We start from the raw sequence: 24,822 nt of genomic DNA, 5'->3' as shown, positions 1-24,822 counted from the left end.
ACCTGGCGGGCAAGAGGCTTAGGTAACTTGTCCGCGTCGATAACGCATGAGCGCCAAAAACGCTCCGCCAGCGATGAGTCCCCAGAAGGCGCCACCGATCTGGAAGAAGGTTACTCCGGAGACTGTGACCAGAAAGGTGATCATGGCGGCTTCGCGGGTTTCCGGATCATTGGTCGCCCCGGTGATCGCGCCTGCAAGCGGTCCGATTAGCGCAAGCCCGGCGACAGCCTGAATGAGGATCGGCGGAACCAGGGTGATGAACACAGTCGCTGCGCCTGCAAATACGCCGAAGATGAGATAGAAAATGCCAGACACGGTGGTGCCCAAATAGCGGCGTTGCGGATCCGGGTCAGCCTCCTCACCAGCCCCCATGGCTGCGGTGATCGCGGCCAGATTGACGGCATGTCCGCCGAACGGAGCAGCGATCAGGCTGAACAGCCCGGCGAGCGAGAACAGTTTTCCGCCATTGGGGTGGTAGCCATTAACAGCGAGCACGGCGATGCCGGGAATATTCTGGGAAGCCATGGTTACAATGAACAGCGGCAGAGCAATGCCGACCGCTGCAGACCATGTGAAGCTTGGTGTCACCAACTCGGGCATAGTGAAGAGTGAGAGGGTGGCTAAATCGGAGCTATCGGCAGTCCAGGCAATCAGACCGATGGTCACCACCATGGCCAACGGTACGGCAAGCACGCGCTTGATACGAAGAGTGACGGCCCAGACTGCGATGATCAGCAGGGCCTCAACGGGATGATCGGGGATGGCTTTGACCGGCGCCAGGCAAAGCCCCATGAGAATGCCGGCCAACATGGCATTTGCCAACGCCATGGGAATGGCCGACACGATGCGGGTCAGCGGCTTGAACAGTCCGGCGAGCACGACGAGCAAGGCGCTCAGGAGAAACGCTCCGACAGCGGCCTCAAATCCGCCTTGAACCGCAGCGCCAGTGGCCAGCAGCGCGGCGCCGGGTGTCGACCATGCGGTGCTGATCGGCATCTTCAAGCTCAGCGAGGCAATGATTGCCATGACGCCTTGCGCCAGACACAGCGCCATCAAGCCGCTGGCTGCCTGTGACTGGGTGGCCCCCGCACCGATCAATCCCTGAACGACAACGGCGAAGGAACTGCCTGCGCCGACAAGGCCGATTAACAGACCTGTGGAAATATTCTGAGGAGAAGGCAGCGTTCGGGGCATGGAAATTGGCTATTCGTAGTGAAAAGGCTTTGGAGGACTTCAAGCTCTATGCCGGGTTCATATCTGTGCCGCAAGGCCGGTTTGCAGCGGGAGTGTTCCGTTGAGCTGAGTTCCTAGCGCGGCTTTTCCATTTGCCAGTTCAGATTGGCTTTCACGGCGAGCCATTCACTGGCGATGATGGAATAGACGGCTGTGTCGCGCAGCGCCCCGTCTTCCATCAACTGATGTGAGCGGAGAATGCCGTCGAGTTTGGCGCCAAGCCGCTCGATGGCGTTGCGGCTTTGCCGGTTCATGAAATGTGTGCGTAGCTCCACCGCGATGCAATCGAGTTGCTCGAAAGCATGGCTGAGCAGCAGCAACTTGCATTCCGTATTGAACGGCGAGCGCTGAACCTTCTTGCGATACCAGGTCGAGCCGATTTCCACCCGGCGGTTGAGCGCGTCGATATTCATGTAGGTGGTCATGCCGACAGCCTTGCCGCTGGCCGTGCCGAGGACCGCGAACGGCAGCATCAAGCCATCTTTCTGTAATCCGAGGCGGCGGTCAATCTCTGCCGGAACTGCCTTTGGATGGGGTACACTGGTGTACCAGAGCTTGTGGACGTCGCCATCGGCAGCCGCATCGGCCAGATCGGCGGCATGGTCCTGGGACAGGGGCACGAGGGTGACGTATTTGCCGCGAATGCAGCAGGGCTGGGGCCAGCACATGAAAGCGATGCCTTGAAAACGAATCTTTATCGTTGCCAGCAGTTTAGAATGGTCGTTCTTCGCCCGTCCACTTGTAGAACCGGCCTGTCCCCTGAAGTGAAAGACCGGCGGCCAGCGCGACCACGCCCGCGCCCACATCCGCAGGATCATTGTCGGCCGCAGATCCGCCCATATCTGTGGCGACCCAGCCGGGGTCTATGACGCAGACCGAAATGCCCGCCGGTTTCAGGTCGGCAGCCAGGCCCTGCATCACCTTGTTCAGCGCCGCTTTCGAGGCGCGATAGGCAATGCGGTCAGATTTGTCATAGCCCATCCAGCTCATCTGGCTGGAGATGGACAGGATGCGACCGCTCTGCGCGCGTCTCAAGGCCGGCAGGAAGGCCTGCGAAACGGCCAGTGGGCCAAGCGTGTTGATCTCAAGCGTTCTGGCAAAGCCTTCGAAGTCCATGTCCAGTGTCGACTGTCGCTCCGGACCGATGATTCCGGCGTTGTTGATCAGGATGTCGAGCGGTCCGTCAAAGGCTTCCGCTGTCGCCCTGACCGCGCTTGCGTCGGTGACATCGAAGATCAGCGGCGTGACGCCGGGCAGGGACGTTTCAAGCTCTTGTGCCTGAGCGGCGGTCCGGACACTGCCGAAAACACTCCATCCCTTGGCGAGCGCCGATGCTGCGATGTGGAACCCGATGCCGCGATTGGCTCCGGTGACGAGCAGTGAAGTCATGGGATCTCCGGTGGAACGAGGTCTGGGAAGAATTCGAGGCTGTCGGCCCCAAAAGAAGTTCGCCACCCCCGCCGTGTGTCCTTGCCCGGGGATGGCGCCTGTCTTGGCAGCGATGGGGCTTCACCTCACCGCGCATTTCTGCTCTCAGAGGGAGATGCGATACCGTGCAAAGCCGTCGTCGCCATCGCCGGCCGCGACAATGTCAACGCCTTTCACATCGTTCAGGTGCTCCTTGCCGCGCGGACCTGTGTCGAACAGCACGGAGGTGCCGTCCATCGGCTTGAAGGTCCAGTTGGCGTCGGCCGAGGGATTGATAGTTCCCTGATCGACGATATAGCGCACCAGAACATCGCGGTTGGTGTCGGGGGCGACGAAAATCACCACTTCGTCGCTGATGCCGGGGAAGTTGCCGCCACCGCCGGCGCGGTAGTTGTTGGTGGCAACGATGAAGTCCTGAGACGGATCAACAGGGGCACCATCGAACTGGAGGTCGATGATGCGGCTGGCCTGCGGATCAAGCACCTCGCCCTTGGCGCCGTATTTCGATGGCTGGCTCAGGTCGATCTTGTAGGTCACGCCGTCGATCACATCGAAATTGTAACTTGGGAACTCCGGGTTGATCAGCGGCGCATCCTGGGCCCCGGGCTCGATCTGCAGGAAAATCCCGGCAGAGCGTTCCAGCCATTCCTTGACCGTGGCTCCGCTGACCTTCACCGCACGCACGGTGTTGGGATAGAGATAGAGATCCGAGACGTTCTTGATGGCGACGGCGCCGACCGGCACATCGGTGTAATAGTCCGGACCGCCGCGGCCGCCGGCCTTGAACGGGGCTGCGGCAGAAAGGATCGGCAGGCCCTCCCACTCCGTCTCCTTCATCATGTCGCCGATGTACCAGAGCTGTGCCTTGGAAACGATCTGTACGCTCGGGTCGTCGGCGACCAGCGCAAAATAGGAATGCAGCGGCGCGGAGGTCTCGCCGACCGGGCGGCGGACATAGGCCAGTGTCGCGTCATGGTCTGCCTGAACGGCGGCCAGAACGTCTTCCTGGCTGTGCACCAGAGGCGTGACCTCCCGTCCTTCCTTTTCGTAGATTGGGCGGGCTTCGGTGGTGAACCCGGCAATCCGCCAGGACCCGCCGCCACGCTCGAGCATCAGGTCGATGACCCCCAGATGCGAGCCCCAGAAGCCGCCCATCGCCGCCGGTTTGCCGAAGAGCGTCCCTTTTTTCACGTCGACGCCTGGTAGACCTTCATACGACGGGCCCGGAAACACCTGATGCTGATGCCCGGTAAAGACCGCATCGATGCCATCTACGCTGGCCAGATGCAGGGAGGCGTTTTCCATGCCATCCTGATGGCTGGAAGCGTCGATGCCGGAGTGGGAAAGAGCGACGATCAGGTCGCAGCCTTTCTCCTTCATTTCCGGTACGATGGCCTTGGCCGCTTCGACGATGCCACGGGTCTGCACATTGCCTTCCAGATGGCCTCGGTCCCAGTTCATGATCTGCGGCGGGACGAAACCGACAAACCCGATCTTGATCGGATAGCTTTTGCCTGCACCGTCCATGACAGTCTTTTCAACGATTAAATAGGGATCGAGCAGGAAGGCGTCATCGCGCGGATTGCTGGCCAGTTTGCCGGAGGCGAGATTGGCACAGACCATTGGGAAATTGGCACCGGCCAGAACCTTCTGCATGAACTCCAGGCCGTAGTTGAACTCATGGTTGCCAAGTGTACCTGCATCGAAGCCGAGCACATTCATGCCCTTGATCACCGGATGCAGGTCGCCGTCCTTCATGCCGCGCTCATAGGCAATGTAGTCGCCGAGTGGATTGCCCTGCAGGAAGTCTCCGTTGTCGACAAGCATCGAATTGGTGGCCTCGTCGCGGATTTGGCGGATCAGCGTGGCCGTGCGCGCCAGGCCTGCGGTATCGGTCGGGCGGTCGGCATAATAGTCATAGGGAAACACATGAACGTGCAGGTCGGTGGTTTCCATCAGCCGCAGGTGGGCTGTGCCTTCCTTGGCCAGCACGGAATACGGATGGAGAGCAGCAGTAATCCCGGCAGCCGCCGCGCCTTTGAGCAACATGCGGCGCGATACGCCGTTCTTGAGATATGTGATCATCAGGGGTCTCCAAAAGTGCGAGTTGGCAGCGTGAAGATGAGGGGCCAGCCTTAATCCTATTGCATTGTCTGTCTGAGAGATGATTTCAGGCTTCTATGACAAGCTTGTCAATTGGTACGGCAGCGTTGGCACCAATTGCCTGTAATAGGGAAATAAATAGTCCGACAATGTGGCGATGGCATTCCATATCCTCCGCATTAAGATCGCATAAAGCGAGGGAAATGACGGACAACATGCGGGGGTGGCGTTATGGCCCGATTGACCCGAGACAGAAGGTGACTACGTTAGGCGCACGGAATCTGACAGCCAGAGAACGCACCTGGCTGGGACGCAAAACAGGAATATTTATGAGCGAAGCAATCAAACAGGCGGTGCTGGAGCAGCTTTCCAAGGTCAAGGGGCCGGATCTTGAGGGAGATCTCGTGTCCCTGAAGCTGATATCGGACATCTTCGTGTCCGATGGGCGAGTGGCCTTTTCCATTACTGTTCCTGCCCATCGTGCCCAGGAATTGGAGCCACTGCGTCAGGCGGCAGAAAAGGTCGTGCGCGAAGTGGACGGCGTTGAGGCGGCCATGGTGGCCCTGACGGCTGAAAAGATGCCTGGCGCCCCATCGCCTGCGCCAACTCCGCCCGCAGCACCATCCGGCGCTTCTCCCGTTCGCCCGGCACCGACCCCGGCTCAGGCCGCAGCAGTGCCGCCGCCGATGCAGGGGCGTGGCGGCCATCCGCCACAGGAGCAGGCCACTGCCAAGCCCGGCGTTCCAGGCGTCAAACGCATTATCGCCGTTGCCTCGGGCAAGGGAGGGGTCGGGAAATCGACCACGACGACCAATCTGGCGCTGGGCTTGCAGGCCAACGGCCTCAAGGTGGGGGTTTTGGATGCGGATATCTATGGTCCGTCGATACCGCGTCTGTTTCAGGTTTCCGGTCGGCCGGAGCCAGTGTCTGGCCGGGTTCTGAAGCCGTTGGAAGGCTATGGCATCAAGGTGATGTCGATGGGCTTCATGGTGGAAGAGGATACGCCGATGATCTGGCGCGGCCCGATGGTGATTTCGGCGCTAACCCAGATGCTGCGGGAGGTGGCTTGGGGCGAACTCGACGTTCTGGTCGTCGATATGCCACCGGGAACCGGCGATGCTCAGCTGACAATGGCTCAGCAGGTGCCATTGGCGGGGGCGGTTATTGTCTCCACGCCGCAAGATCTGGCGCTGATTGATGCCCGCAAGGGTTTGAACATGTTCCGCCGGGTCGATGTGCCGGTTCTCGGGATTGTCGAGAACATGAGCTACTTCATCTGTCCGGGTTGTGGCGGCCGTCACGATATCTTTGGGCATGGTGGCGCCCGCAAGGAAGCGGAAAAGCTCGGAGTGCCTTTCCTCGGCGAAGTGCCATTGGACATCGCCATTCGTGAGAACTCCGACAACGGAACACCGATCGTCGTCTCTGCGCCTGATAGCCAGCACGCACAGATCTACCGTGACATTGCTTCCAAGGTGATGGCCGAGATCGAGCGTTACGCGGAAACTGGTGAAAAGACCGCGCCGAATATTGTCTTCGAATAAGCAGAGGCGATGATGGCGGTGTATGTGACGACAATGCGTTGTTGAGGCTGCCCTAAATCAAGAAGCCGGTTCCCGAATGGGGGCCGGCTTTTTTGTTTTTCCAGAAAGTGGAAATATGGCTTCAGTTTTTCATTTCATGCATAGGTCTTTAAGGGGTTTGGCGGATTGCTGCACTGCGGCATTTGCTCCTTCTTCAGAGCTTTGGGGCGGTTATTTTCGCTTCGGCCGGCAAAAAGGCGAAAAGTCGCCCAAGAGTTGCTCAGGCTGCTTCAGGAATGGCGTTACCTACAAGGAATCAAAAGAGAAATTCCATTCTTAAAATATGAGGTTTTCGCTAAACTAATATGATTTATTGATCTTTTATGCGTGAAATTTTCTTTAATTAAGAAAGATGTGTTTTAAAATCAGTTTTATGCACTTTATAGTGCGTTGCACTATAGGTTTAATTTGATGTCCTCTTAGAATGCGGTGATCATGTACGCGAAGGAGAGGCTGGAATGTCGCAAATGACGTCCCAAACGCACGCCATCGCACCGGAAGATGCGGATCGTGCGGTGATTTATGGTTTTGTGGGCCGGCTATTGCAGGCTCCGCCAAGTGCTGGCGATATGGATGTATTGCGCGCGCTGACGGCTGATGAAACCGAGATGGGTCTCGCGCTGAAGTCATTGAGTGAAGCCGCGCAATCCGCAAACGTCAACTCCTTGAAAGATGAGTATAACGCGCTCTTTATCGGCCTTGGGCGGGGGGAACTCGTGCCTTACGGCAGCTTTTACCTGACGGGCTTCTTGAATGAGAAGCCGCTAGCGGAATTGCGTGCTGACATGGGCGTTCTCGGAATTGCCCGGGCCGACACGGTCAAGGAGCCTGAGGATCACATTGCAGCTCTTCTGCAATGTATGGAAGGTCTGATTACCGGCGCTTTTGGCGAGCCGGCAACCCTTCCGATCCAGGAAAAGTTTTTCACCTGTCATATCGCCTCTTGGGCCCCGCATTTCTTCAAGGATCTGACGGCTCAGAACACCAGCGCATTTTATGCGGCGGTTGGGGCTTTGGGCGGTGTTTTGGTGGCGCTTGAAACAGAAGCGTTTGGAATGGCCGGTTAAGCCGGTACTTGAATGTGAAGCGTTAAAACGCAGGAGCAAGGCATGACAGACAAACGGAAAACGCCAGCTTCCCCGAACGAAGGATCAGATCGTCGGGGCTTTCTGAAGCTTGCCGGACTGGGCACGTTGGCCAGCGGGGCGACGCTTGTTGCCGGAGAAGCGGTCGCTACTGAAGTGCAGTCCGAGACGGCTGTCGGGTACCGGGAAACTGACCACGTGAAAAAGGTCTACGAGACCGCACGCTTCTAGGAATACGGGTTTTTGCGGGTGCTGGTGAGAGGGCGCTCGGGAAATGATCCGGAACTTATAAAGGGCCCCGTGGACGCACAGACGGGGGCCGGCATATCAGGGGATTGGCGCACGAGGGCACAGGCACACAAGCCGCCGCTCTATCGAGGCTGTTCGGTCCCGTACTGAGGGAGAGAAATATGCTCAGGAAAAAGACGAGCCGTATGGCCCGCCAGGCTTCAGGTCGGTTGGCCTCTGCGCTGTCTGGAGCCGCAATGGCGACGATGGATCGGCGCACCTTCTTGCGGCGCTCCGGTCTTGCTGCTGGTGGCGTGGCTGCTGTATCCGCGCTGTCGGGCGGTGGAATGGTTCAAAAGGCTCAGGCTCAGGCCGCTTCTGCTGGCAAGGTGGAAATCAAGAAGTCTGTTTGTACACACTGCTCGGTCGGCTGTACCGTTCTGGCGGAAGTCAAGGATGGTGTCTGGGTCGGTCAGGAGCCGGGCTTCGATAGTCCGTTCAACCTTGGCTCCCATTGCGCCAAGGGGGCGTCGGTTCGTGAGCATGCTCATGGTGAACGTCGCCTCAAGTACCCGATGAAGCTCGTCGGCGGAAAATGGGAGCGTTTGTCCTGGGAGCAGGCGATCGACGAACTCGGCGATAAGATGACCCAGGTTCGCGAAGACTTCGGTCCGGACAGCGTCTACTGGCTCGGCTCCGCCAAGCATTCCAATGAACAGGCCTATCTGATGCGTAAGTTCGCTGCCTTCTGGGGCACGAACAATGTCGATCACCAGGCCCGTATTTGCCACTCGACCACAGTTGCAGGTGTTGCAAACACCTGGGGCTATGGCGCGATGACAAACTCCTACAACGACATCCACAAGTCCCGCGCGATCTTCCTCATCGGCGGAAATCCGGCTGAAGCGCATCCGGTTTCCCTGATGCACCTTCTAAAGGCGAAGGAAGAGAACAACGCGCCGTTGATCGTTTGTGATCCGCGTTTCACCCGTACGGCGGCCCACGCCAGCGAGTATGTCCGGTTCCGTCCGGGTACCGACGTTGCTTTGGTCTGGGGTATCCTGTGGCACATCTTTGAAAACAGCTGGGAAGACAAGGAATTCATCCGCCAGCGTGTTTGGGGCATGGACCAGATCCGTGACGAAGTCGCGAAATGGACGCCCGAAGAAGTCGAGAATGTTACCGGTGTTCCGGGCTCGCAGCTCAAGCGCGTTGCTCGCACACTTGCCAACAACCGTCCGGGCACGGTGATCTGGTGCATGGGCGGCACTCAGCACTCCAACGGCAACAACAACACCCGCGCCTACTGCATCCTGCAGCTCGCCCTTGGCAACATGGGCAAGGCTGGCGGCGGCACCAACATCTTCCGCGGCCATGACAACGTTCAGGGCGCGACAGATCTTGGCGTTCTGGCCGATACCCTGCCGGGCTACTACGGTCTGTCCGACGGTGCCTGGGCTCACTGGAGCCGCGTCTGGGAGGTTGACAACGACTATCTTCGTGGTCGCTTCGTTTCGATGAAGGGTGCTGACGGCGAAGACGTTCCGATGATCAACCAGAAGGGCATTCCGGTGTCCCGCTGGATCGACGGTGTCCTCGAAGACGAAGACAACCTGCAGCAGCCGCACAACACCAAGGTCATGGTATTCTGGGGTCATGCTCCGAACTCCCAGACCCGTCTGCCGGACATGAAGGTCGCGATGGAAAAGCTCGAGACCCTGGTGGTCATCGATCCTTATCCGACCGTGTCTGCCGTGCTTTCTGATCGCAAGGACGGCGTCTACCTGCTGCCGGCTTCGACACAGTTCGAAACCTACGGTTCTGTCACCGCATCCAACCGGTCACTGCAGTGGCGTGAGAAAGTGGTCGAGCCTCTCTTTGAGAGCCTTCCGGACCACACGATCATGTACAAGTTCGCCAAGAAGTTCGGCTTCGCAGACGAGATGTTCAAGAACATCGAAATCAACGGCGAAGAGCCTCTGGTCGAAGACGTGACCCGCGAATTCAACCGCGGCATGTGGACCATTGGCTATACTGGTCAGTCTCCGGAGCGCATGAAGCTCCACATGGAAAACCAGCATACCTTCGATCGCACATCCTTGCGGGCGAATGGTGGTCCGTGCGATGGCGACTTCTACGGTCTGCCATGGCCGGCCTGGGGCACCCCGGAAATGAAGCATCCGGGAACGGCAAACCTCTACGATCCGTCCTTGCCGGTGGCCGAAGGCGGCCTGTGCTTCCGTGCACGTTATGGTGTGGAGCGCAATGGTGAGAACCTGCTTGCTGAAGGCAGCTATCCGGTCGGTTCGGAAATCGAGGATGGCTATCCCGAGTTCACGATGGCCATGCTTGAAAAGCTTGGCTGGGACAAGGATCTGAGCCCCGAAGAGCGGGCATCCATCGAAAAGGTCGCCGGCTACGTTCGAGAAGAAGGCAACACCGAGGAAGTCGGCGAGCAGTCACAGCAGGGTCCGTATCCGTCCGATTGGGAAAAGAAGATCGGCGGCGTGAACTGGAAAACCGACCTTTCCGGCGGCATCCAGCGCGTGGCCATCAAGCACGGTTGTGCGCCTTTCGGCAACGCCAAGGCACGTGCCGTGGTCTGGACCTTCCCGGATCCGGTACCGCTGCATCGCGAGCCGCTTTACACCAACCGTCGCGATCTTCTCGAAGATTACGCCACCTACGACGACAAGACCTTCTGGCGTGTGCCAACGGCCTACAAGTCGATCCAGGAGAAGGATTTCTCCAAGGACTTCCCGATGATCCTGACTTCAGGTCGTCTGGTTGAATACGAAGGTGGCGGCGACGAAACCCGGTCCAACCCGTGGCTGGCCGAACTGCAGCAGGACATGTTCATCGAGATCAACACTGCCGATGCCAACGATCTTGGCGTTCGCGATGGTGCGATGGTCTGGGTCTACGGTCCGGAAGGCGGCAAGGTAAAGGTCATGGCGATGGTCACCGAGCGTGTCGGACGCGGTGTAACCTTCATGCCCTTCCACTTCGGTGGGTTCTACGAGGGCAAGGATCTTCGCGATAAGTACCCGTCAGGTGCCGACCCGTATGTCCTGGGTGAATCAACCAACACGGCCCAGACCTACGGCTATGACAGCGTGACGCAGATGCAGGAGACCAAGGCAACACTTTGCCGGGTCGAGCGCGCGTAAGAGAGGAGAGAAAAAATGGCACGTATGAAATTCCTCTGTGACGCCGAACGCTGCATTGAGTGCAACGCTTGTGTCACCGCTTGCAAGAACGAGCACGAGGTGCCGTGGGGCATCAATCGCCGCCGCGTTGTGACGATCAACGACGGCAAGCCAGGCGAGCGCTCCATTTCAGTCGCCTGCATGCACTGTTCCGACGCGCCTTGCATGGCCGTCTGTCCGGTTGATTGCTTCTACCAGTCCGATGAGGGCGTGGTGTTGCACTCGAAGGATCTGTGCATCGGCTGTGGCTACTGCTTCTACGCTTGTCCTTTTGGCGCGCCGCAGTATCCGCAGGCTGGCAACTTCGGTTCCCGTGGGAAAATGGACAAGTGTACATTCTGTGCCGGTGGCCCGGAAGAAGACATGTCTTCCATCGAGTTCCAGAAGTATGGCCGCAACCGTCTGGCGGAAGGCAAGTTGCCGCTCTGCGCTGAGATGTGCTCCACGAAGGCGCTTTTGGCCGGCGACGGGGATGTGGTCTCCGCGATCTACCGCGAGCGCGTTGTCGCCCGTGGCTTTGGATCCGGCGCCTGGGGTTGGGGCACGGCTTACGAACAGAAAGCTGGCAGCCTCTAGGCTCACAAGATGAGGTTCGTGGAAGGCCCCATCTTCCACGACGAGAGCGAAACGGAGGCACCCTTTTCAGGGCGTCTCCGTTTCCCGCTTCCGCAAGGCGTGCAGCGGGAAACCAAATCGAACCCTGCCGTGAACCAGGTCTCCAAGTTGGGAAATGGGCCGGCAGGCGGGCTTGCAACGCATGACGGTTCATTCACTGGTTAGGAATTCAAGAGATGACGAGCCTCAGTTTCAATGGGCGAGTGGCAAGAACACTCCTGATCGCGGCAAGCCTTGTCGTGGGTCTGTCCGCTTGCCGTGACAGCGAAGAGCACCGCCAGATCAAACTGGAAAAAGGCGGCTATGAGGGTCAACACGACCAGGTTCTCGACGCCGAAACCCTTCGTGAGCTCCGCCAACGCGGCCAACTGCAACAAAACTGATGCCGAGTGCTTTCGACTTTCGGCTGGGAGGTAACATCATGCAGGCAGCATCTGCTCATATGACCCGCACTTTGCTCCGCCGTCTGGCGGTTGCGCTCGTCTTCGGCGTGTTGCTTCTGGCCGGTGCCGAGCTGGGCACGTCGGATGCCTTCGCCCAAAGCTCCGTTCGGACTGGCGAAGAAGCAAGTTCAATCAGCCCTGTCGACGGTCAGGTCCCAGGCAATGCGCTCGGCGAAACGTCCCAGGCCGACTACTGGCGCGCCGTCCGCAGCGGCACCCAGGGATTCGTCTCCATTCCTGACAAGAAAGCCGGCACGCTCATTCAGTCCGAAGGGGAAGCCTGGCGTTCCTTCCGCAATGGTCCGCTGTCGCTTTATGCCAGTTGGGCCATTCTGGCGACGATTATTGGCCTTTGTCTTTTTTATGCTCTGCGCGGACGAATCCGTATCGAGCATGGCAAGTCTGACCAGACGATCACCCGGTTTGCTTGGATCGAGCGCTTCGGCCACTGGATGACAGCCATTTCCTTCGTCGTTCTCGGATTGTCGGGGCTTAATGTGCTGTATGGCCGTTATGTGTTTCCTGCTCTGATCGGCGACAGTGCCTTCGGCTTCCTGACCCAGATCGGCAAGTATCTGCACAACTATCTGGCCTTCGCCTTCATGGGCGGACTGGTGATGATCTTCGTGATGTGGGTGCGCCATAACCTGCCGGACAGGACCGACATCAAATGGATCCTGCAGGCGGGCGGCATGTTCTCCAAAAATCTGCATCCGCCTGCGAAGAAATTCAACGCCGGCCAGAAGCTGATCTTCTGGTCCGTGATGCTGGGTGGCCTGTCGCTGTCCTTGTCCGGGTGGGCTCTGCTCTTTCCCTTCACGACGCACTTCTTTGGCGACACATTTGACAAGATCAACTGGCTCTTTGGCACGGAGCTGCCGACAGCCCTGACCGTGTTGCAGGAACAGCAGATCAATCAGCTCTGGCATGCAATCATGGCCATCTTCATGGTCTGCGTGATCCTCGCTCACATCTACATCGGGACCCTGGGCATGGAAGGTGCCTTCGACGCCATGGGGTCTGGCGAAGTCGACTTGAACTGGGCCAAGGAGCACCACGCCCTGTGGGTTGATGAAGAGCTGGAGAAGGAAAGTCGTCGCGAGCGGGGCAGCAGCGCCGCCCAGCCGGCGGAATAGTCCGGGCCGCGCCATGGTCGCCAGCACAGGCTTCTTGCAGCGCCAATTGTCATTGGTTGCGGCTGTCATCGCGACAGCCGCAAGCCTCACCGTGATGTCACCGACCTGGGCTGCCGACCCTGCTGGTAACGTCTGGCCGGAAAACCTGAAGGGCCATGGCGGGCCGGTGAAGTCGGTCACGCTTGCCCCGGACGGAAAACGACTGCTCAGCACATCATTCGATTACTCTGCCCGGCTGTGGATCTACAGCGGCGAGGCGGGGATGCTCCTCGAGCCTTTGGTTCTGATCGGTCACGATGCAGCAGTCAATGACGCCAGGTTTTTGCCGGATAATCGAGCAGCAACCGTGTCGGATGACAGTTCACTCATCGTATGGGATTTGGCTTCCGGAAACGTTCTTCACCGCTTTGCAGGCCTGGGAGAAAAGGTCTTGAGCCTGGAAGTGTCTGCCAGTGGTCGATATGCAGCGGTAGCAAGTTGGGAAAACCAGGCACGGGTTTACGATCTGGGGGCGGATGAGCCTGGTCTTGTGGCAAGTCTTGAGAGCCATCGAAACAACGTCAACGCGGTTGTTTTCTCACCTGAGGAAACCCATGTCTTTACCGCTTCCACGGATGGAGGAGTTCGTCGTTTCGATCTTGCATCCAATACCTTGGAACGAGAGATATTTTCACTGGGGTGGGGTGTCAACGCGCTGAAGATGCTGACGGACGGTCGCACTCTTGTCTACGGTGGGGCTGATGGAACGGTGGGTCTGCTCGATGCGGAAACCGGGTTTGATCTTGGGCAGCTGAAGCAGCACTCTCGGCCCGTTCTGGCGTTGGCTGTGTCTCCGGATGGTGCACATATCGCCAGCGGCGGTGGGGACGGACTGATCCGGGTTTACGATCGGGAAAGCCAGCGGCTGCTGGAGCAATTTGAAACACCCTATGGTCCGGTTTGGGGACTGGCATTCACGCAGGATGGCAGCAGCTTGTTTTACACCGGGCTGGACGACACGATACATCGTTGGCAGGTGGCGCCGCGCAAGGCGTTCGAGCCGCTTGAGGTCGCTTACCCACGCCGCTTTCAGGTGGCAGATGAGGACGATCCGGGCGCCCTGCAGTTTGCTCGTAAATGCTCGGTCTGCCACACATTGACCCCGGATGGCGGCAACCGCGCGGGACCGACGCTTTATGGCGTCTTCGGCCGAGAGGCCGGCACCCTGAAGGGCTATCCGTATTCGGAAGCACTTCTGAAAAGTGATATCATCTGGTCGGAGGAGACGATCGCTCTACTCTTCGATCACGGACCCGACGTCTATACGCCTGGCTCGAAGATGCCCATGCAGCGGATGCGTTCGGCAGACGACCGGAAGGCGCTGGTGACCTTTCTGAAGAAGGCAACAAAGCCTTTTGATCCAGGCTCGGTCGAGAACAGAACAACAGGAGACACCAATCAATGACCGCTTTTCTATCCAGCCTTGTCGTCACTGCTGTGATCGGTATAGGCGCCTGGGCTCTCTTGACCCAGGAGTTCGACTATTCCTCTTCCCGAGTGTACCAGAGCCAGAATCCGGATGCGGTACGTCTGAGCCCCGGCATGGGGGAGCGTCCAACCGGCGCGCTTCATTGATGTTTTAAATCAATGGGTTCTCTTGCCGGTTTGAATCAATCTGCAAGTGACTTGAATCAGAACTTCAGGCGTTGTGAGAGCACCTCAGTGCGGCATGACAGCTTTAAAGAACGAGATGAAAACCATGAACGACGACAGCTTCAATATGTCCCTGCGCAAGTTCCTCAAGCAGGTCGGCGTGACCTCGCAGCAGGCCATCGAGACCTTTGTGCGCGACCAGGGGTTAGACAGCGGTGCGCTGGATGCCAAGGTGACTTTGACAATTGAGGGCTCGGATTTCAGCCACGAGGTGAAGGGCAAGATCGTGCTCGACTAGGCACGGATTTTCATCCCTTCCTGCTAGCCTGTTTACCCGACTGGACCCATGACGGCCATTCCACCTTTTTCCGATCTCATCCTGCCGCCGCTTCTCAACAGCCGTCCGGTCGTGCCGCCCGACGATCCGTTCGAGGCGGCCGGTCAGGCAGCTGCAGCTGACCAAGCAGATACCGGCGATCTGTTCTGGTCTACACGTGCTGACCGTTTGGCCTTTGGGTTGGTTCTGGCGCCTGAGGTGAAGCCCGAGCAGGCTCGACACATGCTGTTTGTGATGATGGTTGCCGCCGCTGATGCGCTTGGCGCCATTGCGCCGCCGGAAATAGGGATTACCTGGGCTTGGCCAGCAACTGTACTGGCCAACCGGGGCAAACTCGGCGGTGCGCGGATGGCCATGAGCCAGAGCGTCGACGATGATGGGGCACCCGATTGGCTTGTCGTGGGCCTTGATCTGGCGTTGCAGCCAGACAGCCTGCAAGGGCAGGGCGACAGCGAACCGGGCCAGCAGCCGGATGTGACGAGCCTGTGGGACGAAGGGGCTGCGGAACTCGACACGGTTGGTTGTCTTGAAAGTCTGTCGCGGCATTTTCTCGTCTGGTTGCACCGCTGGGAAAGCGAAGGTTTCAGGCCCGTACAGGAAGCCTGGTTGTTTCGGTGTGAGGGATACAAGCAGGAAGTTGAAGTGTCGGGTCCCGACGGACCGCGAAAAGGGCGGTTGCTCGGCCTCGACGAAGCCGGAAATCTGCTTTTGAAACCGGAGGGCAGCGCTGTCGATCTCGTTGATCTTGCCGCTACCCTTCAACAGTGGGAAGACACCTGAACCCATGCCGCATTTTCTGCGAGCCATCCGCTTTGATCCTTCAGACACCCATGTGTTCACGCGCGCAGCCCTCCCGGACGAATGGGCCGTCCCGGGAAGCGCCGTGTTTGCCTGTGGTGCCTATGGCCCGCTGGCTGACATCAAGGGCAAGGGGCGTCAGGCCTTTGTCAGCGGCTTTCTCGGCATCGGCTCCTTCGGGTTCTCCACACTTGTCTGCATCGGGGAGGCCCGCCCCGACGAGGTTGAGGCAACAAGCAAGGGCTTGGCGGGCTATTTCCTGTCAGACTGTGGGGCGCCGGACGTGTCGTCAGCGCGTCAGGCCGCTCAGGACGAGGTCAGCTATGCGCTGGAACTGGCAGCCGACGTGCCGCTGAACACCCTTCTGGCGATGCGTCGGGAAGTTGATGAGACCGGCAACATCCGAGAGCAGTTCTCGGTGGTGTCAGCGCCGGGGGAAACGCCCCATGCGCGGATATGGGACGTGGTTGAGGAAGAGTAATGCCTGAGTTTTGGAAGTCTGCCGGCTATCACCTCGTGACCCGCAATGCGCATGGCTGGCTTGATGTGACGCCGGACCTCATCCGGGCCTATCTGACGCGGCCGGAAATTCATCCGGTGGAAGAGAGCTGCGATGCGGAACACGCTCTTTTCGAGGCACTGATGGCAGATCCGGCGCGGCCGGTCTCGGATGCGGATCTGGCCAGCTTTGCTGACCCCGATGCTGTCGACAACTACCGCGTCATGCTCGCTTTTCGCGATCATCTGCTGCATCACGGCACCGTGGAAGCGGCTTATGCTGGCCTTTTTCAGGGGGCTCCGATTTCCATTCCGCCGGTGTTCCTCGACCAGCTGGTGCATCTGATTCTGCGCAACATCCTGCGCCACTGCAACGATCCCTTGCGGCTGCGCGCGGCCGAGCTTTTCTTCCGTGAGCAGTCCATCACGTTCGAAGGCGGACGGGTGATGGTTGCGGATGCCGAAATCGTTGAGCAACTTTCTGAAACCGGTGGCCTTGGCGGGCTGGGCTCCCTTCTGCGCGAAAGCGGCACGCCGATGCGCGAGGTGTCTCTGGATGTGCTGGGCGAGGATAATGCGGCGCTTTACTGGGACAGGTCAGACCGGTTCGATACGGCTCTGGATTTTCGTTTTACCGAGCCGGGACCCGATGCCTTTGCGCGGGTTCTTGAGGCATGGGTACGCCATTTCACCGGAGTTGACTGCCGTATTCAGCCGGTGATGAAGATTCGTGACGAACGCTGGTCCTGGCATGTTGGCCTGGATTCGGAGGCAACGCGTCTTCTGAACAGCTTGTGGCAAGGCGCACCGATGAGTGATGAGGAAGCCATGCGGCTGATTGCGTTGTTCCGCTTCGACTTCCTCAACAAGCGTGACCAGCGTGCCGATATAGCTGGCAAGCCGGTGTGGATGGCACTGGCCGTCGGGCCTGACAATCGCCTGCGAATGAAACCGCAGAATCTTTTGGTCAACCTGCCGTTGGCACAGGCCAGTTAGAGCGCGAGAAGGCCTTGCATGGCCTACGTGGTATCACTAATACCATCTAACGATGGTGCCGCGCCCGCAGGCAAAGCTCCTCAACACGTCCCGTACTAGCTGCCCGTCGTTTGTTCTACAGGCGTCGCTGGCTATGGCTTCTTGAGCGACAAATTGGAGCTGGTTGTGGATCTCCGTGACAATGGCCGCGCCATTGCAGCCATGTTGACCGCCAACGCGTGTTTCATGGTCAATGATGTCCTGGTGAAGTTTCAGGCCGGTCATCTGCAGTTGGGGCAGATTATCCTGATCCGTGGCGTCTTCGCGGTGGCTTTGCTGATTGTAGCTTGCCAGGTTACGGGCGTTTTCCGCCATTGGAAGCGCTTGCTCCAGCCTGCCGTTTTACTGCGCGCGTTGTTTGAAACAGGGGCAGCTGCGCTTTACCTGTATGCGCTGCTGAACATCCCGGTGGCCAATGCGGCTGCGATCCTTCAGATCCTGCCGCTTGTGGTGACCGCTGGTGCTGCGGTGTTTCTTGGCGCGCCGGTGGGATGGCGTCGCTGGCTCGCGATCTTCATCGGCTTGTCGGGGGTGCTTTTGATAATTCGTCCAGGGGTCGAGGGTTTCAGTGCCTGGTCCCTGGTGGCATTGGCCAGCGTTTTCCTGATGGGCGCCCGGGATCTGGCCACGCGTAAGGTATCCGTCGACGTTCCGACATTCGGCATCAGCTTGATGTCGACAATCGGTGTAACACTGCTCGGCGCGGTCTTTATTGGACTAGGCGAGCCTCAAACCATCGGTGGCTGGGCGCCACTCGCGGCTTTGGATCTTGTGGTTCTTGGCCTTACTGGGGTGCTTCTGGTCGGCGGTTATTCCTTCCTGATTATCGCTGTACGGCTCGGCGAAATCTCGCTGGTTGCACCCTTCCGATACTCCAGCGTTCTCTGGGCTATGGGCCTGGGCTTCCTGGTCTTCGGCGAGGTGCCGGATGGGCTGACGCTCGTTGGCATGGTCATCATCGCCGCGACAGGCATCTATACCTTTCTGCGGGAGCATCGATTGGCCCGACGCGGGGCTCTGTCCCAATCAGCCATTGCGGCCGTCGCCACCGTTGCCGTTACACCAACCTCGCTTGATCAAGAAGAGCGTTCCGAACACGCCGCAAACCAGAGGCCCTATGTCCGTTAGTTCCTTAGAAGCAGATCGTCAGTCACGTCGTCGTAGCCCATCACTCCTGATGCTTGTGGCAATGTCAATGGTCGCTCCGGTCTCCATGAATATGTATTTGCCGTCGATGTCGGCTATGGCACGCTCATTCCAGACCTCCGCTGGCATGATTCAGCTGACCATGTCGCTGTTCTTTGCCTCCGTTGCTTTGGCGCAGATCGTCACCGGGCCGCTGTCCGACCGGTTCGGCCGTCGACCTGTTGCAATTGGCGGAATGGTCCTGTTCTGCATCGGCAGCACGCTCTGCCTCCTGGCGCCTTCTGTTGAGTTTCTGATTGTCGCGCGGATGGTTCAGGCGGCGGGCGGCTGTACGGGACTGGTGCTGAGCCGGGCCATCGTGCGCGATCTCTATGAGCGCGACAAGGCGGCCAGCATGCTTGGTTATGTCACCATGGGCATGGCAGTTGGACCGATGTCTGCACCGCTGATTGGTGGCGTTCTGCAAACCGGCTTTGGTTGGCAAGGCAGCTTTTATTTCATGCTGACAATGGGGCTGGTGGTTCTCACTCTTGCGCTGCGATTTCTGCCTGAAACCCACCACCAACGGGCATCGGGTTTCAGCCTTCCGAAGCTCGCTGGCAGCTACCGCGAACTTGTTCGCCAGCCCCTGTTCCGGTCCTATGCCTTGGCCGTGATGTTCACCTCGTCGGTCTATTTTGCCTATCTCGGAGGTACGCCATTTCTGGCAGCCGGCCGCCTCGCCATGTCGGCGCAGGTCATGGGCCTGTATTTCATGAGCATTGCCCTGGGCTACATGTTGGGCAACTTTCTCTCTGGCCGATACGCTCAGCGCATCGGCAGCCTGAGGATGGTGATGGTTGGCTCATTCCTGCCGGTTGTCGCGGTGATCGCTTTGGCGGTTTTTGCAGGGATTGATTTTTATCACCCGCTGACGCTTTTCGGTCCGATGTTCTTTATCGGTTTTGGCAACGGCCTGTGCCTGCCCAGTGCCATTTCCGGGGCTGTGAGCGTCCGGCCGGATCTTGCAGGTGCCGCGTCCGGTCTTGTCGGCAGCCTGCAAATGGGGCTCGGGGCGCTTTCCAGTGCGCTTGTCGCCCACATGCTGTCCGGCCCGCCTTTTGCTGACAGCGCCTGGCCCATGGTGATTGTCATGGGGCTATGCGTGCTGTTGACCTGGGTGAGCGTCTACAGGATAGCGCAGCTTGAGCCGCGCTGAGAACAATGCGATCTGATGGGCTGAGCCGCCCTTTGAGTGGCTCAGCTCTCTTTCAGGAAGTCATCCATGCTCAGTCCCTGACGATCCGCCTCAAGATAGTCATCCGTGGTCCGGATCCTGGGGCGGGGTGCTGCACCTTTTGCGGCCAGATCCCCAAGGAACGGATTGGCACCTGCCGACGCAGTGCCTTGGGCAGACGTTTGAAATGTCCCCATCTCGGCCTGGGTCTTGATCCGGCAATCGTCACACATCTCTATCAAGGCCGATTGGGCTTCCGAGCGGAACATAGAGTGTTTGCCGGCCAACTTTTCCTTAATCCGGTTGATGGTCGAAGCAGTGCCGAAGGGTTCTCCGCAAGAGACGCAGGTTGCCGGCTCCTCGCGGTGAAGGACGACGGGACGCACGGCTTCAAGCTGCAGGTTGTAGCGCGGCTCCAGCGCGATGACGCTTTCGGGACAGGTGGTCTGGCAAAGGCCGCACTGAACACAGGCGGTTTCAATGAAGCTGACCTCGGGCCGGTCCGGATTGTCGGCAAGAGCGCCCGCCGGGCACGCCGAGACACAGGAGAGACAAAGCGTACAGCCCTCTGCATCAATTGAAATTCGGCCATAAGGCGCGCCTTCGGACAGAGCGATCGTCTCGCTTGGAACCGGGGCTTCCTGCTTGAAGTTGCTGACGGCCAGGCGAACGATATCCCGCTTACTGCCGACCGGGGCGATCCGCTTGACCGTTTGGACCAAGGCGGCAGGTGCCTGTCCCGCAACGACCTGCTCCAAGGCATCCGGGTCGCTGCTGGTGAGGATGGGCAGTCGGTTCGTCATGTCATAGCCGAGACCGGAAAGAAGTTCGCTGGCCAGCGCCACTTCTTGTTCCAGTGTCGCGAGAGCATCCTGCTGGCGCGGGTCGGCAAGGAAGATCAGCCCGCGCGCACCGGCAGAAAAGGCACTGAGAATGGCTTCATGTCCAAAGCCGCTGACCGAATGTTCAGCGAAGGGCAAGACATGAGCAGGCAATCCCTGACCAAGGCGCGCCATCGCTCCAATGATCTGGCTGCCGTGCTCGCCACCGTGGACGAGAACAACCGGCGCAACACCGCCAGCATCGTCATAGGCACTCAGCAGACGCTCCAGCCGCGACAGGTGGTCAGAGCGGTTCGGGTAGCGATAGGAAATGGCACCGGTCGGGCAAGTGGCGGCACAATTTCCGCAGCCACCGCAAATGCCGGTGTCGATGGAAACTTCCTCGCCAGTCGAGGTGATAGCCCCCGCTGGACAGGCATCGAGACATCGCGAACACCCGGTTTTGCCTGCATGGGAATGGGCACAGATATCAGCGTCATAAGACACGTAGACAGGCTTTTCGAAGGTGCCCGTTAGCTCTGATGCTTCATTGACCAGTTTGGCGATGGCAGCAGCGTCACGCGGATCAGCACGTAGATAGCCATCACGTCGCTCGGGTCCTGTCAGAGGCGCGGAGGCACCCGACAGATCGACCACGACGGAACAGGAGGCTTTGGCGCCGTCTCGGGTCAGGCCAAACTCCGGCTGACTGCGGGAAGATGGCAGCATCGGCGCATAGGCATCCATCACCACGTCGAACCGCCCCAGTGCTCCGTTTAGGCGGCGTAGGCGACCAGCAAAAATGGGGAAGGGCAGGACGGATGGCAGAAGCACATCATCCCAGCTGGTCAGAACCAGAGTGACGGACAGGCTCTCTTCCAGTGCAATGGCCGCATCCAGCGCGGCCTGGCCGGCACCATAGACAAGGCACATGCCATCGGAAACGATTTCCTGCAGGTGGGCGGGGGTTGAGCGTGCCGCTTGCTGCGCTTCGGCGATCAAAGCCTGAACCTTTGGCGAAATGTCTCCGCCATCATGGGTCCAGCCTGCCTGTTCGCGGATGTTTACGAAGCTGACCTTCGCGCCTTCGTCGGCATCGTCTGCGATCTCGGCAAACAGCGGGGCCTCTTGGGTACAGGCAACCATCAACGGGCCGTCACCCTTCAGGGCGGCTTCGAATGTGGGGACTTCATCACGACAAAGCTGGGAGCAAAGAGGGGCAGCCAGTTGTTCCGCCATGGCTTCGGCTGTTTTGCCGAGGTCCATTGTCTTGAAGCAGGAACACAGGAGAATGCGGGCGTTTGTCTGAGCTGGCATGTATTGCGGCGCCTTTGGTCGTTTCCGGCAGTTTATAATTATTCCAATTTTGACCAGATTAGCGCATGGTGCCGCCAATGCAAACACCTGTCTTTCGAATGAGATCGGCTCTTTCGTACAGGATGGGGATTGCTTAAAATCACGGTGAAGATCGTCAGGAGGAGTACAGGGTGGAACGGGAAATAACCTATCCGGTGGCAATCGTGATTGAGCGACGGGACAGTCGGAATCCCTGGACAGATCATATTTGGCAGGTGGTGGATATCCTGCCAGAATCTCCCAAGCACAAAGGCTGGCAAGAGCTGCCCAGCGCCACGTCCTCCGTCGAAGAAGATGAGTCAAAGGCAGGGCTGAATGTTCGCCGGTTTTGTTACGGGCCTGCCAGCGTGACGCTGCATCGGCGCCTTGGCGAAGCCTATGATCACAACATTCTGACGCAGCAGCCAGCCATCTGGGTGATGCTTGATGACACGGATGACAGTCCTGTGCCGTTCAAACTGCGCGGCGTGACAGTCGACCCTTATGAAGCCCAGGGCTTTCTAGATGCGGCCGAGGGGCTGGCCGAGCGACTGCCGATGCCTGCGCCCATTCTGGCCTGGATGGCCGCTTACATGCAGCAGATGCCAGAGCCCGAACAATTCAAGAAACGCAAACGCATCAATTTCAAGCGCGAAGACGACCAGAAGTTTGGTAAGGACCCCATCTTTACCGAACAGGGAAAGAAGCTTCCATGACCCGCAGCCGCTCCGATGAAGGGGAGGAAGGTTTCCTGGCACGCTGGTCGCGGCGGAAGCGCAACGGCCCGGCGAACGAGGACCCGGAACAATCCCTGGAAACGCTTCCAGGCTCTGAAGAGCAGCTCCCAAGCGATTCGAATGCTTCTGAAATTGCGCCTGAAGCCGCAGAGTCTGCAGTTGAAGCAGTGGATGAGGATGCTCAGTCCAACCGGGAGGCTGCTGAGGCAATCAACCTGGATGAGTTGACGGATGCTTCGGATATTTCCGCTTTCCTGAAACGCGGTGTGCCAGCCGCGCTGAAAAATGCAGCCTTGTCGCGAATCTGGCGTTCCAATCCGGTCTTTGCGGTGTTGGATGGACTGAACGACTACGACGAAGATTTTCGCACCGTCGCAGGTGTTACTGACCTCTATAAATCCTCCTGGGTCGTTGGCAAGGGATACGCCGACAAGGCGGAAGAGATCGCGCGCAAGATGGAAGAAGAAAGCGCCAGGCTCGCCCGCTTGAGAGCTGAGCAGAATGAGCCCGAGGGTGGTTTGGATGATGAAGTGCCGGCTCTTGAGACCCTCGGCTCCGCCAACGAGGACAGCACTTCGGAGCTGGCTCGCGTGAATGTGGAAGCTCCAGAAGTGTTCGGCTCTGAGCCAACCGACACCACGACGCTTGAGCCTGCCTCTGAAGGCGACGATGAAGAAGTGGATGAGCAGCCGGCCAAGGTCGGCTTGCGGCGGCGCATGCAGTTCGGCCAGGAGGAGGGCTGAACCATCAGCCTTAGTGGTGCATGTCGCTTGAGCGCGAGGGCGGAGAAAATGGCTCAGTTGCTGCGCGGGAATTGGGTCTCGCAGTAGGAGGTCGCCCGGCTTTTGAAGCTTGCAGCCTGTGTGTCGGTCACAATGCCTTCGCTCACCATCTTCGTGACATCGCCAAGCCGCTTTTCCAGACAGGCATCGAGCTCCGGATTGCCGCTGCTGGGCATGCCGCCAGCAGTTTCAGCCCCGGTCAGCGTTTGGTAAAGGCTTCGCAACACGGGAACATCCTCACGCCCGAGCCAGGCCATAAGCAACAGGCAGGCGAAGGCGATGGCCAGGGCTGTCACTCTGGGCGCCGGACTATCGAGAGTGTGCTGTGTTGAGCGCTGCTCGGCCATGGTCAGCCGCCAGTTACGCTCATGTGGCGAGTTACCGCTGGCTGCTTGGTACGTCGGTCGATGATGAAATCGTGGCCCTTCGGCTTGCGGCCAATGGCCTCGTCGATGGCATCGGACAGAAGCTCATTACCTTCAGATGCGCGCAGGGGCGCACGAAGATCCGCCATGTCGTCCTGACCCAGGCACATGTAGAGCTGGCCTGTGCACGTGACCCGAACCCGATTACAGGTTTCGCAGAAATTGTGGGTCATCGGCGTGATGAAGCCCATCCGCCCGCCAGTTTCCTCAACCGTGACATAACGGGCAGGCCCGCCGGTCTTGTAGGGAATGTCGGTCAAGGTGAACCTCTCGGCCAGCTGGGCACGGACCATCGACAGCGGCAGATATTGGTCCGTCCGATCTTCGTCGATTTCCCCAAGCGGCATGGTTTCGATCAGTGTCAGGTCGTGACCATTGGCGTGGCACCACGTCATCATCGGAATGATTTCGTGCTCGTTGACGCCTTTCAGCGCGACCATGTTGATCTTGACCTGCAGACCAGCCGCTTTAGCCGCTTCGATGCCATCTAGCACCTTTTGCAGATTGCCCCAACGTGTCACCGCCTTGAACCGCTCATCGTCCAGCGTGTCGAGAGAGACATTGATACGTCGCACGCCGCAATCATAAAGCTCCCGCGACAACTTGGTCAGTTGCGAGCCATTGGTCGTCACGGTCAATTCTTCCAGCGCACCACTCTCAAGATGACGCGAGAGTGAACGAAACAGCACCATTATGTTCTTGCGAACAAGCGGTTCGCCGCCAGTCAGGCGCAGCTTGCGGACACCTTTTTCAATGAAAGCCGAACACAGCCTGTCGAGTTCTTCAAGCGACAGGATTTCTTTCTTCGGCAGGAAAGTCATGTTCTCGGCCATGCAATAGACACAGCGGAAATCGCAGCGATCCGTCACGGAAACGCGCAGATAGCTGACGGCTCTGCCAAACGGATCGATCATGTTCGGACGCGAAGATGCGTTGCCTGCGGACAGAGTGTCCATGCTGGGCATGCGAATGGTCGACATGTCGCCACCAGATTCGC

24 protein-coding genes are annotated in these 24,822 nt (G+C 58.9%); 17 read left to right on the top strand and 7 right to left on the bottom strand.

Annotated features, from left to right (window positions below; translation table 11 throughout):
- Positions 1-18: 18 nt before the first annotated feature.
- The 4 genes from J0X15_RS07465 to J0X15_RS07450 form a co-directional block, all read right to left on the bottom strand.
- On the bottom strand, positions 19-1,194 hold the full coding sequence (locus J0X15_RS07465; RefSeq protein ID WP_206939403.1) for a benzoate/H(+) symporter BenE family transporter: 1,176 nt from the start codon (positions 1,192-1,194) through the stop codon (positions 19-21).
- Positions 1,195-1,307: 113 nt separating this feature from the next.
- Positions 1,308-1,901: a GNAT family N-acetyltransferase gene (locus tag J0X15_RS07460; protein WP_206939402.1), complete on the bottom strand. Its 594-nt coding sequence runs from the start codon at positions 1,899-1,901 to the stop codon at positions 1,308-1,310.
- Positions 1,902-1,944: 43 nt separating this feature from the next.
- Entirely contained in the window at positions 1,945-2,622 is a 678-nt protein-coding gene (locus J0X15_RS07455) for an SDR family oxidoreductase (protein ID WP_206939401.1), read from the bottom strand.
- Between the two features lie 144 nt (positions 2,623-2,766).
- Positions 2,767-4,746, bottom strand: a complete 1,980-nt coding sequence (locus J0X15_RS07450; protein WP_206939400.1) for a bifunctional 2',3'-cyclic-nucleotide 2'-phosphodiesterase/3'-nucleotidase — start codon at positions 4,744-4,746, stop codon at positions 2,767-2,769.
- A 347-nt stretch (positions 4,747-5,093) separates the two neighbouring features.
- Here J0X15_RS07450 and apbC point away from each other — a divergent pair, with 347 nt between their 5' ends.
- From apbC to J0X15_RS07375, 15 genes are all read left to right on the top strand, one after another.
- The gene (gene apbC / locus J0X15_RS07445; protein ID WP_206939399.1) at positions 5,094-6,308 is read left to right on the top strand and encodes an iron-sulfur cluster carrier protein ApbC; all 1,215 of its coding nucleotides are present in this window, start codon (positions 5,094-5,096) and stop codon (positions 6,306-6,308) included.
- A gap of 506 nt (positions 6,309-6,814) precedes the next feature.
- Entirely contained in the window at positions 6,815-7,414 is a 600-nt protein-coding gene (locus J0X15_RS07440) for a TorD/DmsD family molecular chaperone (protein ID WP_209015169.1), read from the top strand.
- Between the two features lie 42 nt (positions 7,415-7,456).
- Positions 7,457-7,663: a twin-arginine translocation signal domain-containing protein gene (locus J0X15_RS07435; RefSeq protein WP_206939397.1), complete on the top strand. Its 207-nt coding sequence runs from the start codon at positions 7,457-7,459 to the stop codon at positions 7,661-7,663.
- A 179-nt stretch (positions 7,664-7,842) separates the two neighbouring features.
- Positions 7,843-10,830: a formate dehydrogenase subunit alpha gene (locus J0X15_RS07430; RefSeq protein WP_206939396.1), complete on the top strand. Its 2,988-nt coding sequence runs from the start codon at positions 7,843-7,845 to the stop codon at positions 10,828-10,830.
- 15 nt (positions 10,831-10,845) lie between these two features.
- The gene (gene fdh3B / locus J0X15_RS07425; RefSeq protein WP_206939395.1) at positions 10,846-11,445 is read left to right on the top strand and encodes a formate dehydrogenase FDH3 subunit beta; all 600 of its coding nucleotides are present in this window, start codon (positions 10,846-10,848) and stop codon (positions 11,443-11,445) included.
- Between the two features lie 215 nt (positions 11,446-11,660).
- Positions 11,661-11,867, top strand: coding sequence for a hypothetical protein (locus J0X15_RS07420; RefSeq protein ID WP_206939393.1), 207 nt, complete (start codon positions 11,661-11,663; stop codon positions 11,865-11,867).
- A 38-nt stretch (positions 11,868-11,905) separates the two neighbouring features.
- Positions 11,906-13,063, top strand: coding sequence for a formate dehydrogenase subunit gamma (locus J0X15_RS07415; RefSeq protein WP_206939391.1), 1,158 nt, complete (start codon positions 11,906-11,908; stop codon positions 13,061-13,063).
- A gap of 13 nt (positions 13,064-13,076) precedes the next feature.
- Complete coding sequence (locus J0X15_RS07410; protein ID WP_206939389.1) at positions 13,077-14,507, top strand: c-type cytochrome; 1,431 nt, start codon at positions 13,077-13,079, stop codon at positions 14,505-14,507.
- The gene (locus J0X15_RS07405) at positions 14,504-14,677 is read left to right on the top strand and encodes a hypothetical protein (RefSeq protein WP_206939387.1); all 174 of its coding nucleotides are present in this window, start codon (positions 14,504-14,506) and stop codon (positions 14,675-14,677) included. Before J0X15_RS07410 ends, J0X15_RS07405 begins: the two co-directional genes overlap by 4 nt.
- 124 nt (positions 14,678-14,801) lie before the next feature.
- On the top strand, positions 14,802-14,993 hold the full coding sequence (locus tag J0X15_RS07400; protein WP_206940157.1) for a DUF6494 family protein: 192 nt from the start codon (positions 14,802-14,804) through the stop codon (positions 14,991-14,993).
- A 48-nt stretch (positions 14,994-15,041) separates the two neighbouring features.
- Positions 15,042-15,812 carry a biotin/lipoate--protein ligase family protein gene (locus J0X15_RS07395; RefSeq protein WP_206939385.1) on the top strand — a complete coding sequence of 257 codons (771 nt, stop codon included), beginning with the start codon at positions 15,042-15,044 and terminating at the stop codon, positions 15,810-15,812.
- A 4-nt stretch (positions 15,813-15,816) separates the two neighbouring features.
- On the top strand, positions 15,817-16,311 hold the full coding sequence (locus tag J0X15_RS07390; protein WP_206939383.1) for a DUF6505 family protein: 495 nt from the start codon (positions 15,817-15,819) through the stop codon (positions 16,309-16,311).
- The gene (locus J0X15_RS07385) at positions 16,311-17,324 is read left to right on the top strand and encodes a DUF6352 family protein (RefSeq protein WP_206939381.1); all 1,014 of its coding nucleotides are present in this window, start codon (positions 16,311-16,313) and stop codon (positions 17,322-17,324) included. The genes J0X15_RS07390 and J0X15_RS07385 overlap by 1 nt, the downstream gene beginning before the upstream one ends.
- A gap of 141 nt (positions 17,325-17,465) precedes the next feature.
- On the top strand, positions 17,466-18,491 hold the full coding sequence (locus tag J0X15_RS07380; RefSeq protein ID WP_209015168.1) for a DMT family transporter: 1,026 nt from the start codon (positions 17,466-17,468) through the stop codon (positions 18,489-18,491).
- Positions 18,481-19,707 (top strand): multidrug effflux MFS transporter, encoded by a 1,227-nt coding sequence (locus J0X15_RS07375; protein WP_206939379.1) that lies wholly within the window; start codon positions 18,481-18,483, stop codon positions 19,705-19,707. The genes J0X15_RS07380 and J0X15_RS07375 overlap by 11 nt, the downstream gene beginning before the upstream one ends.
- Positions 19,708-19,748: 41 nt before the next feature.
- Here J0X15_RS07375 and J0X15_RS07370 read toward each other — a convergent pair whose 3' ends face one another.
- Positions 19,749-21,863 (bottom strand): 4Fe-4S dicluster domain-containing protein, encoded by a 2,115-nt coding sequence (locus tag J0X15_RS07370; protein ID WP_206939377.1) that lies wholly within the window; start codon positions 21,861-21,863, stop codon positions 19,749-19,751.
- Positions 21,864-22,033: 170 nt separating this feature from the next.
- On the opposite strand from J0X15_RS07370, the gene J0X15_RS07365 reads away from it, so the two are divergent.
- Both J0X15_RS07365 and J0X15_RS07360 read left to right on the top strand, forming a co-directional pair.
- Positions 22,034-22,597: a DUF3305 domain-containing protein gene (locus tag J0X15_RS07365; RefSeq protein WP_206939375.1), complete on the top strand. Its 564-nt coding sequence runs from the start codon at positions 22,034-22,036 to the stop codon at positions 22,595-22,597.
- A complete protein-coding gene (locus J0X15_RS07360; RefSeq protein WP_206939373.1) occupies positions 22,594-23,361 on the top strand; it encodes a DUF3306 domain-containing protein in 768 nt (255 codons plus the stop codon). Before J0X15_RS07365 ends, J0X15_RS07360 begins: the two co-directional genes overlap by 4 nt.
- 53 nt (positions 23,362-23,414) lie before the next feature.
- Here J0X15_RS07360 and J0X15_RS07355 read toward each other — a convergent pair whose 3' ends face one another.
- Positions 23,415-23,747, bottom strand: coding sequence for a hypothetical protein (locus J0X15_RS07355; protein ID WP_206939371.1), 333 nt, complete (start codon positions 23,745-23,747; stop codon positions 23,415-23,417).
- Positions 23,748-23,749: 2 nt separating this feature from the next.
- Positions 23,750-24,781, bottom strand: a complete 1,032-nt coding sequence (moaA, locus tag J0X15_RS07350; RefSeq protein WP_206940153.1) for a GTP 3',8-cyclase MoaA — start codon at positions 24,779-24,781, stop codon at positions 23,750-23,752.
- Positions 24,782-24,822 lie beyond the last annotated feature (41 nt).

This window comes from Roseibium limicola (assembly GCF_017313085.1).
GTDB lineage: Bacteria > Pseudomonadota > Alphaproteobacteria > Rhizobiales > Stappiaceae > Roseibium > Roseibium limicola.
Note: the sequence above shows the minus strand (reverse complement) of the source record. Positions and strands in the feature narration are given on the sequence as shown.

Bases quoted from the DNA above. Each gene is read 5' to 3' on its own strand.
- J0X15_RS07435 (WP_206939397.1), top strand. From the start codon at position 7,457: ATGACAGACAAACGGAAAACGCCAGCTTCCCCGAACGAAGGATCAGAT.
- J0X15_RS07410 (WP_206939389.1), top strand. From the start codon at position 13,077: ATGGTCGCCAGCACAGGCTTCTTGCAGCGCCAATTGTCATTGGTTGCG.
- J0X15_RS07405 (WP_206939387.1), top strand. From the start codon at position 14,504: ATGACCGCTTTTCTATCCAGCCTTGTCGTCACTGCTGTGATCGGTATA.
- J0X15_RS07385 (WP_206939381.1), top strand. From the start codon at position 16,311: ATGCCTGAGTTTTGGAAGTCTGCCGGCTATCACCTCGTGACCCGCAAT.
- J0X15_RS07440 (WP_209015169.1), top strand. From the start codon at position 6,815: ATGACGTCCCAAACGCACGCCATCGCACCGGAAGATGCGGATCGTGCG.
- J0X15_RS07465 (WP_206939403.1), bottom strand. From the start codon at position 1,194: ATGCCCCGAACGCTGCCTTCTCCTCAGAATATTTCCACAGGTCTGTTA.
- J0X15_RS07390 (WP_206939383.1), top strand. From the start codon at position 15,817: ATGCCGCATTTTCTGCGAGCCATCCGCTTTGATCCTTCAGACACCCAT.
- J0X15_RS07355 (WP_206939371.1), bottom strand. From the start codon at position 23,747: ATGGCCGAGCAGCGCTCAACACAGCACACTCTCGATAGTCCGGCGCCC.
- moaA (WP_206940153.1), bottom strand. From the start codon at position 24,781: ATGGACACTCTGTCCGCAGGCAACGCATCTTCGCGTCCGAACATGATC.
- apbC (WP_206939399.1), top strand. From the start codon at position 5,094: ATGAGCGAAGCAATCAAACAGGCGGTGCTGGAGCAGCTTTCCAAGGTC.
- J0X15_RS07400 (WP_206940157.1), top strand. From the start codon at position 14,802: ATGAACGACGACAGCTTCAATATGTCCCTGCGCAAGTTCCTCAAGCAG.
- J0X15_RS07420 (WP_206939393.1), top strand. From the start codon at position 11,661: ATGACGAGCCTCAGTTTCAATGGGCGAGTGGCAAGAACACTCCTGATC.
- J0X15_RS07430 (WP_206939396.1), top strand. From the start codon at position 7,843: ATGCTCAGGAAAAAGACGAGCCGTATGGCCCGCCAGGCTTCAGGTCGG.
- J0X15_RS07370 (WP_206939377.1), bottom strand. From the start codon at position 21,863: ATGCCAGCTCAGACAAACGCCCGCATTCTCCTGTGTTCCTGCTTCAAG.
- J0X15_RS07450 (WP_206939400.1), bottom strand. From the start codon at position 4,746: ATGATCACATATCTCAAGAACGGCGTATCGCGCCGCATGTTGCTCAAA.
- J0X15_RS07395 (WP_206939385.1), top strand. From the start codon at position 15,042: ATGACGGCCATTCCACCTTTTTCCGATCTCATCCTGCCGCCGCTTCTC.
- J0X15_RS07455 (WP_206939401.1), bottom strand. From the start codon at position 2,622: ATGACTTCACTGCTCGTCACCGGAGCCAATCGCGGCATCGGGTTCCAC.
- J0X15_RS07360 (WP_206939373.1), top strand. From the start codon at position 22,594: ATGACCCGCAGCCGCTCCGATGAAGGGGAGGAAGGTTTCCTGGCACGC.
- J0X15_RS07375 (WP_206939379.1), top strand. From the start codon at position 18,481: ATGTCCGTTAGTTCCTTAGAAGCAGATCGTCAGTCACGTCGTCGTAGC.
- fdh3B (WP_206939395.1), top strand. From the start codon at position 10,846: ATGGCACGTATGAAATTCCTCTGTGACGCCGAACGCTGCATTGAGTGC.
- J0X15_RS07415 (WP_206939391.1), top strand. From the start codon at position 11,906: ATGCAGGCAGCATCTGCTCATATGACCCGCACTTTGCTCCGCCGTCTG.
- J0X15_RS07460 (WP_206939402.1), bottom strand. From the start codon at position 1,901: ATGTGCTGGCCCCAGCCCTGCTGCATTCGCGGCAAATACGTCACCCTC.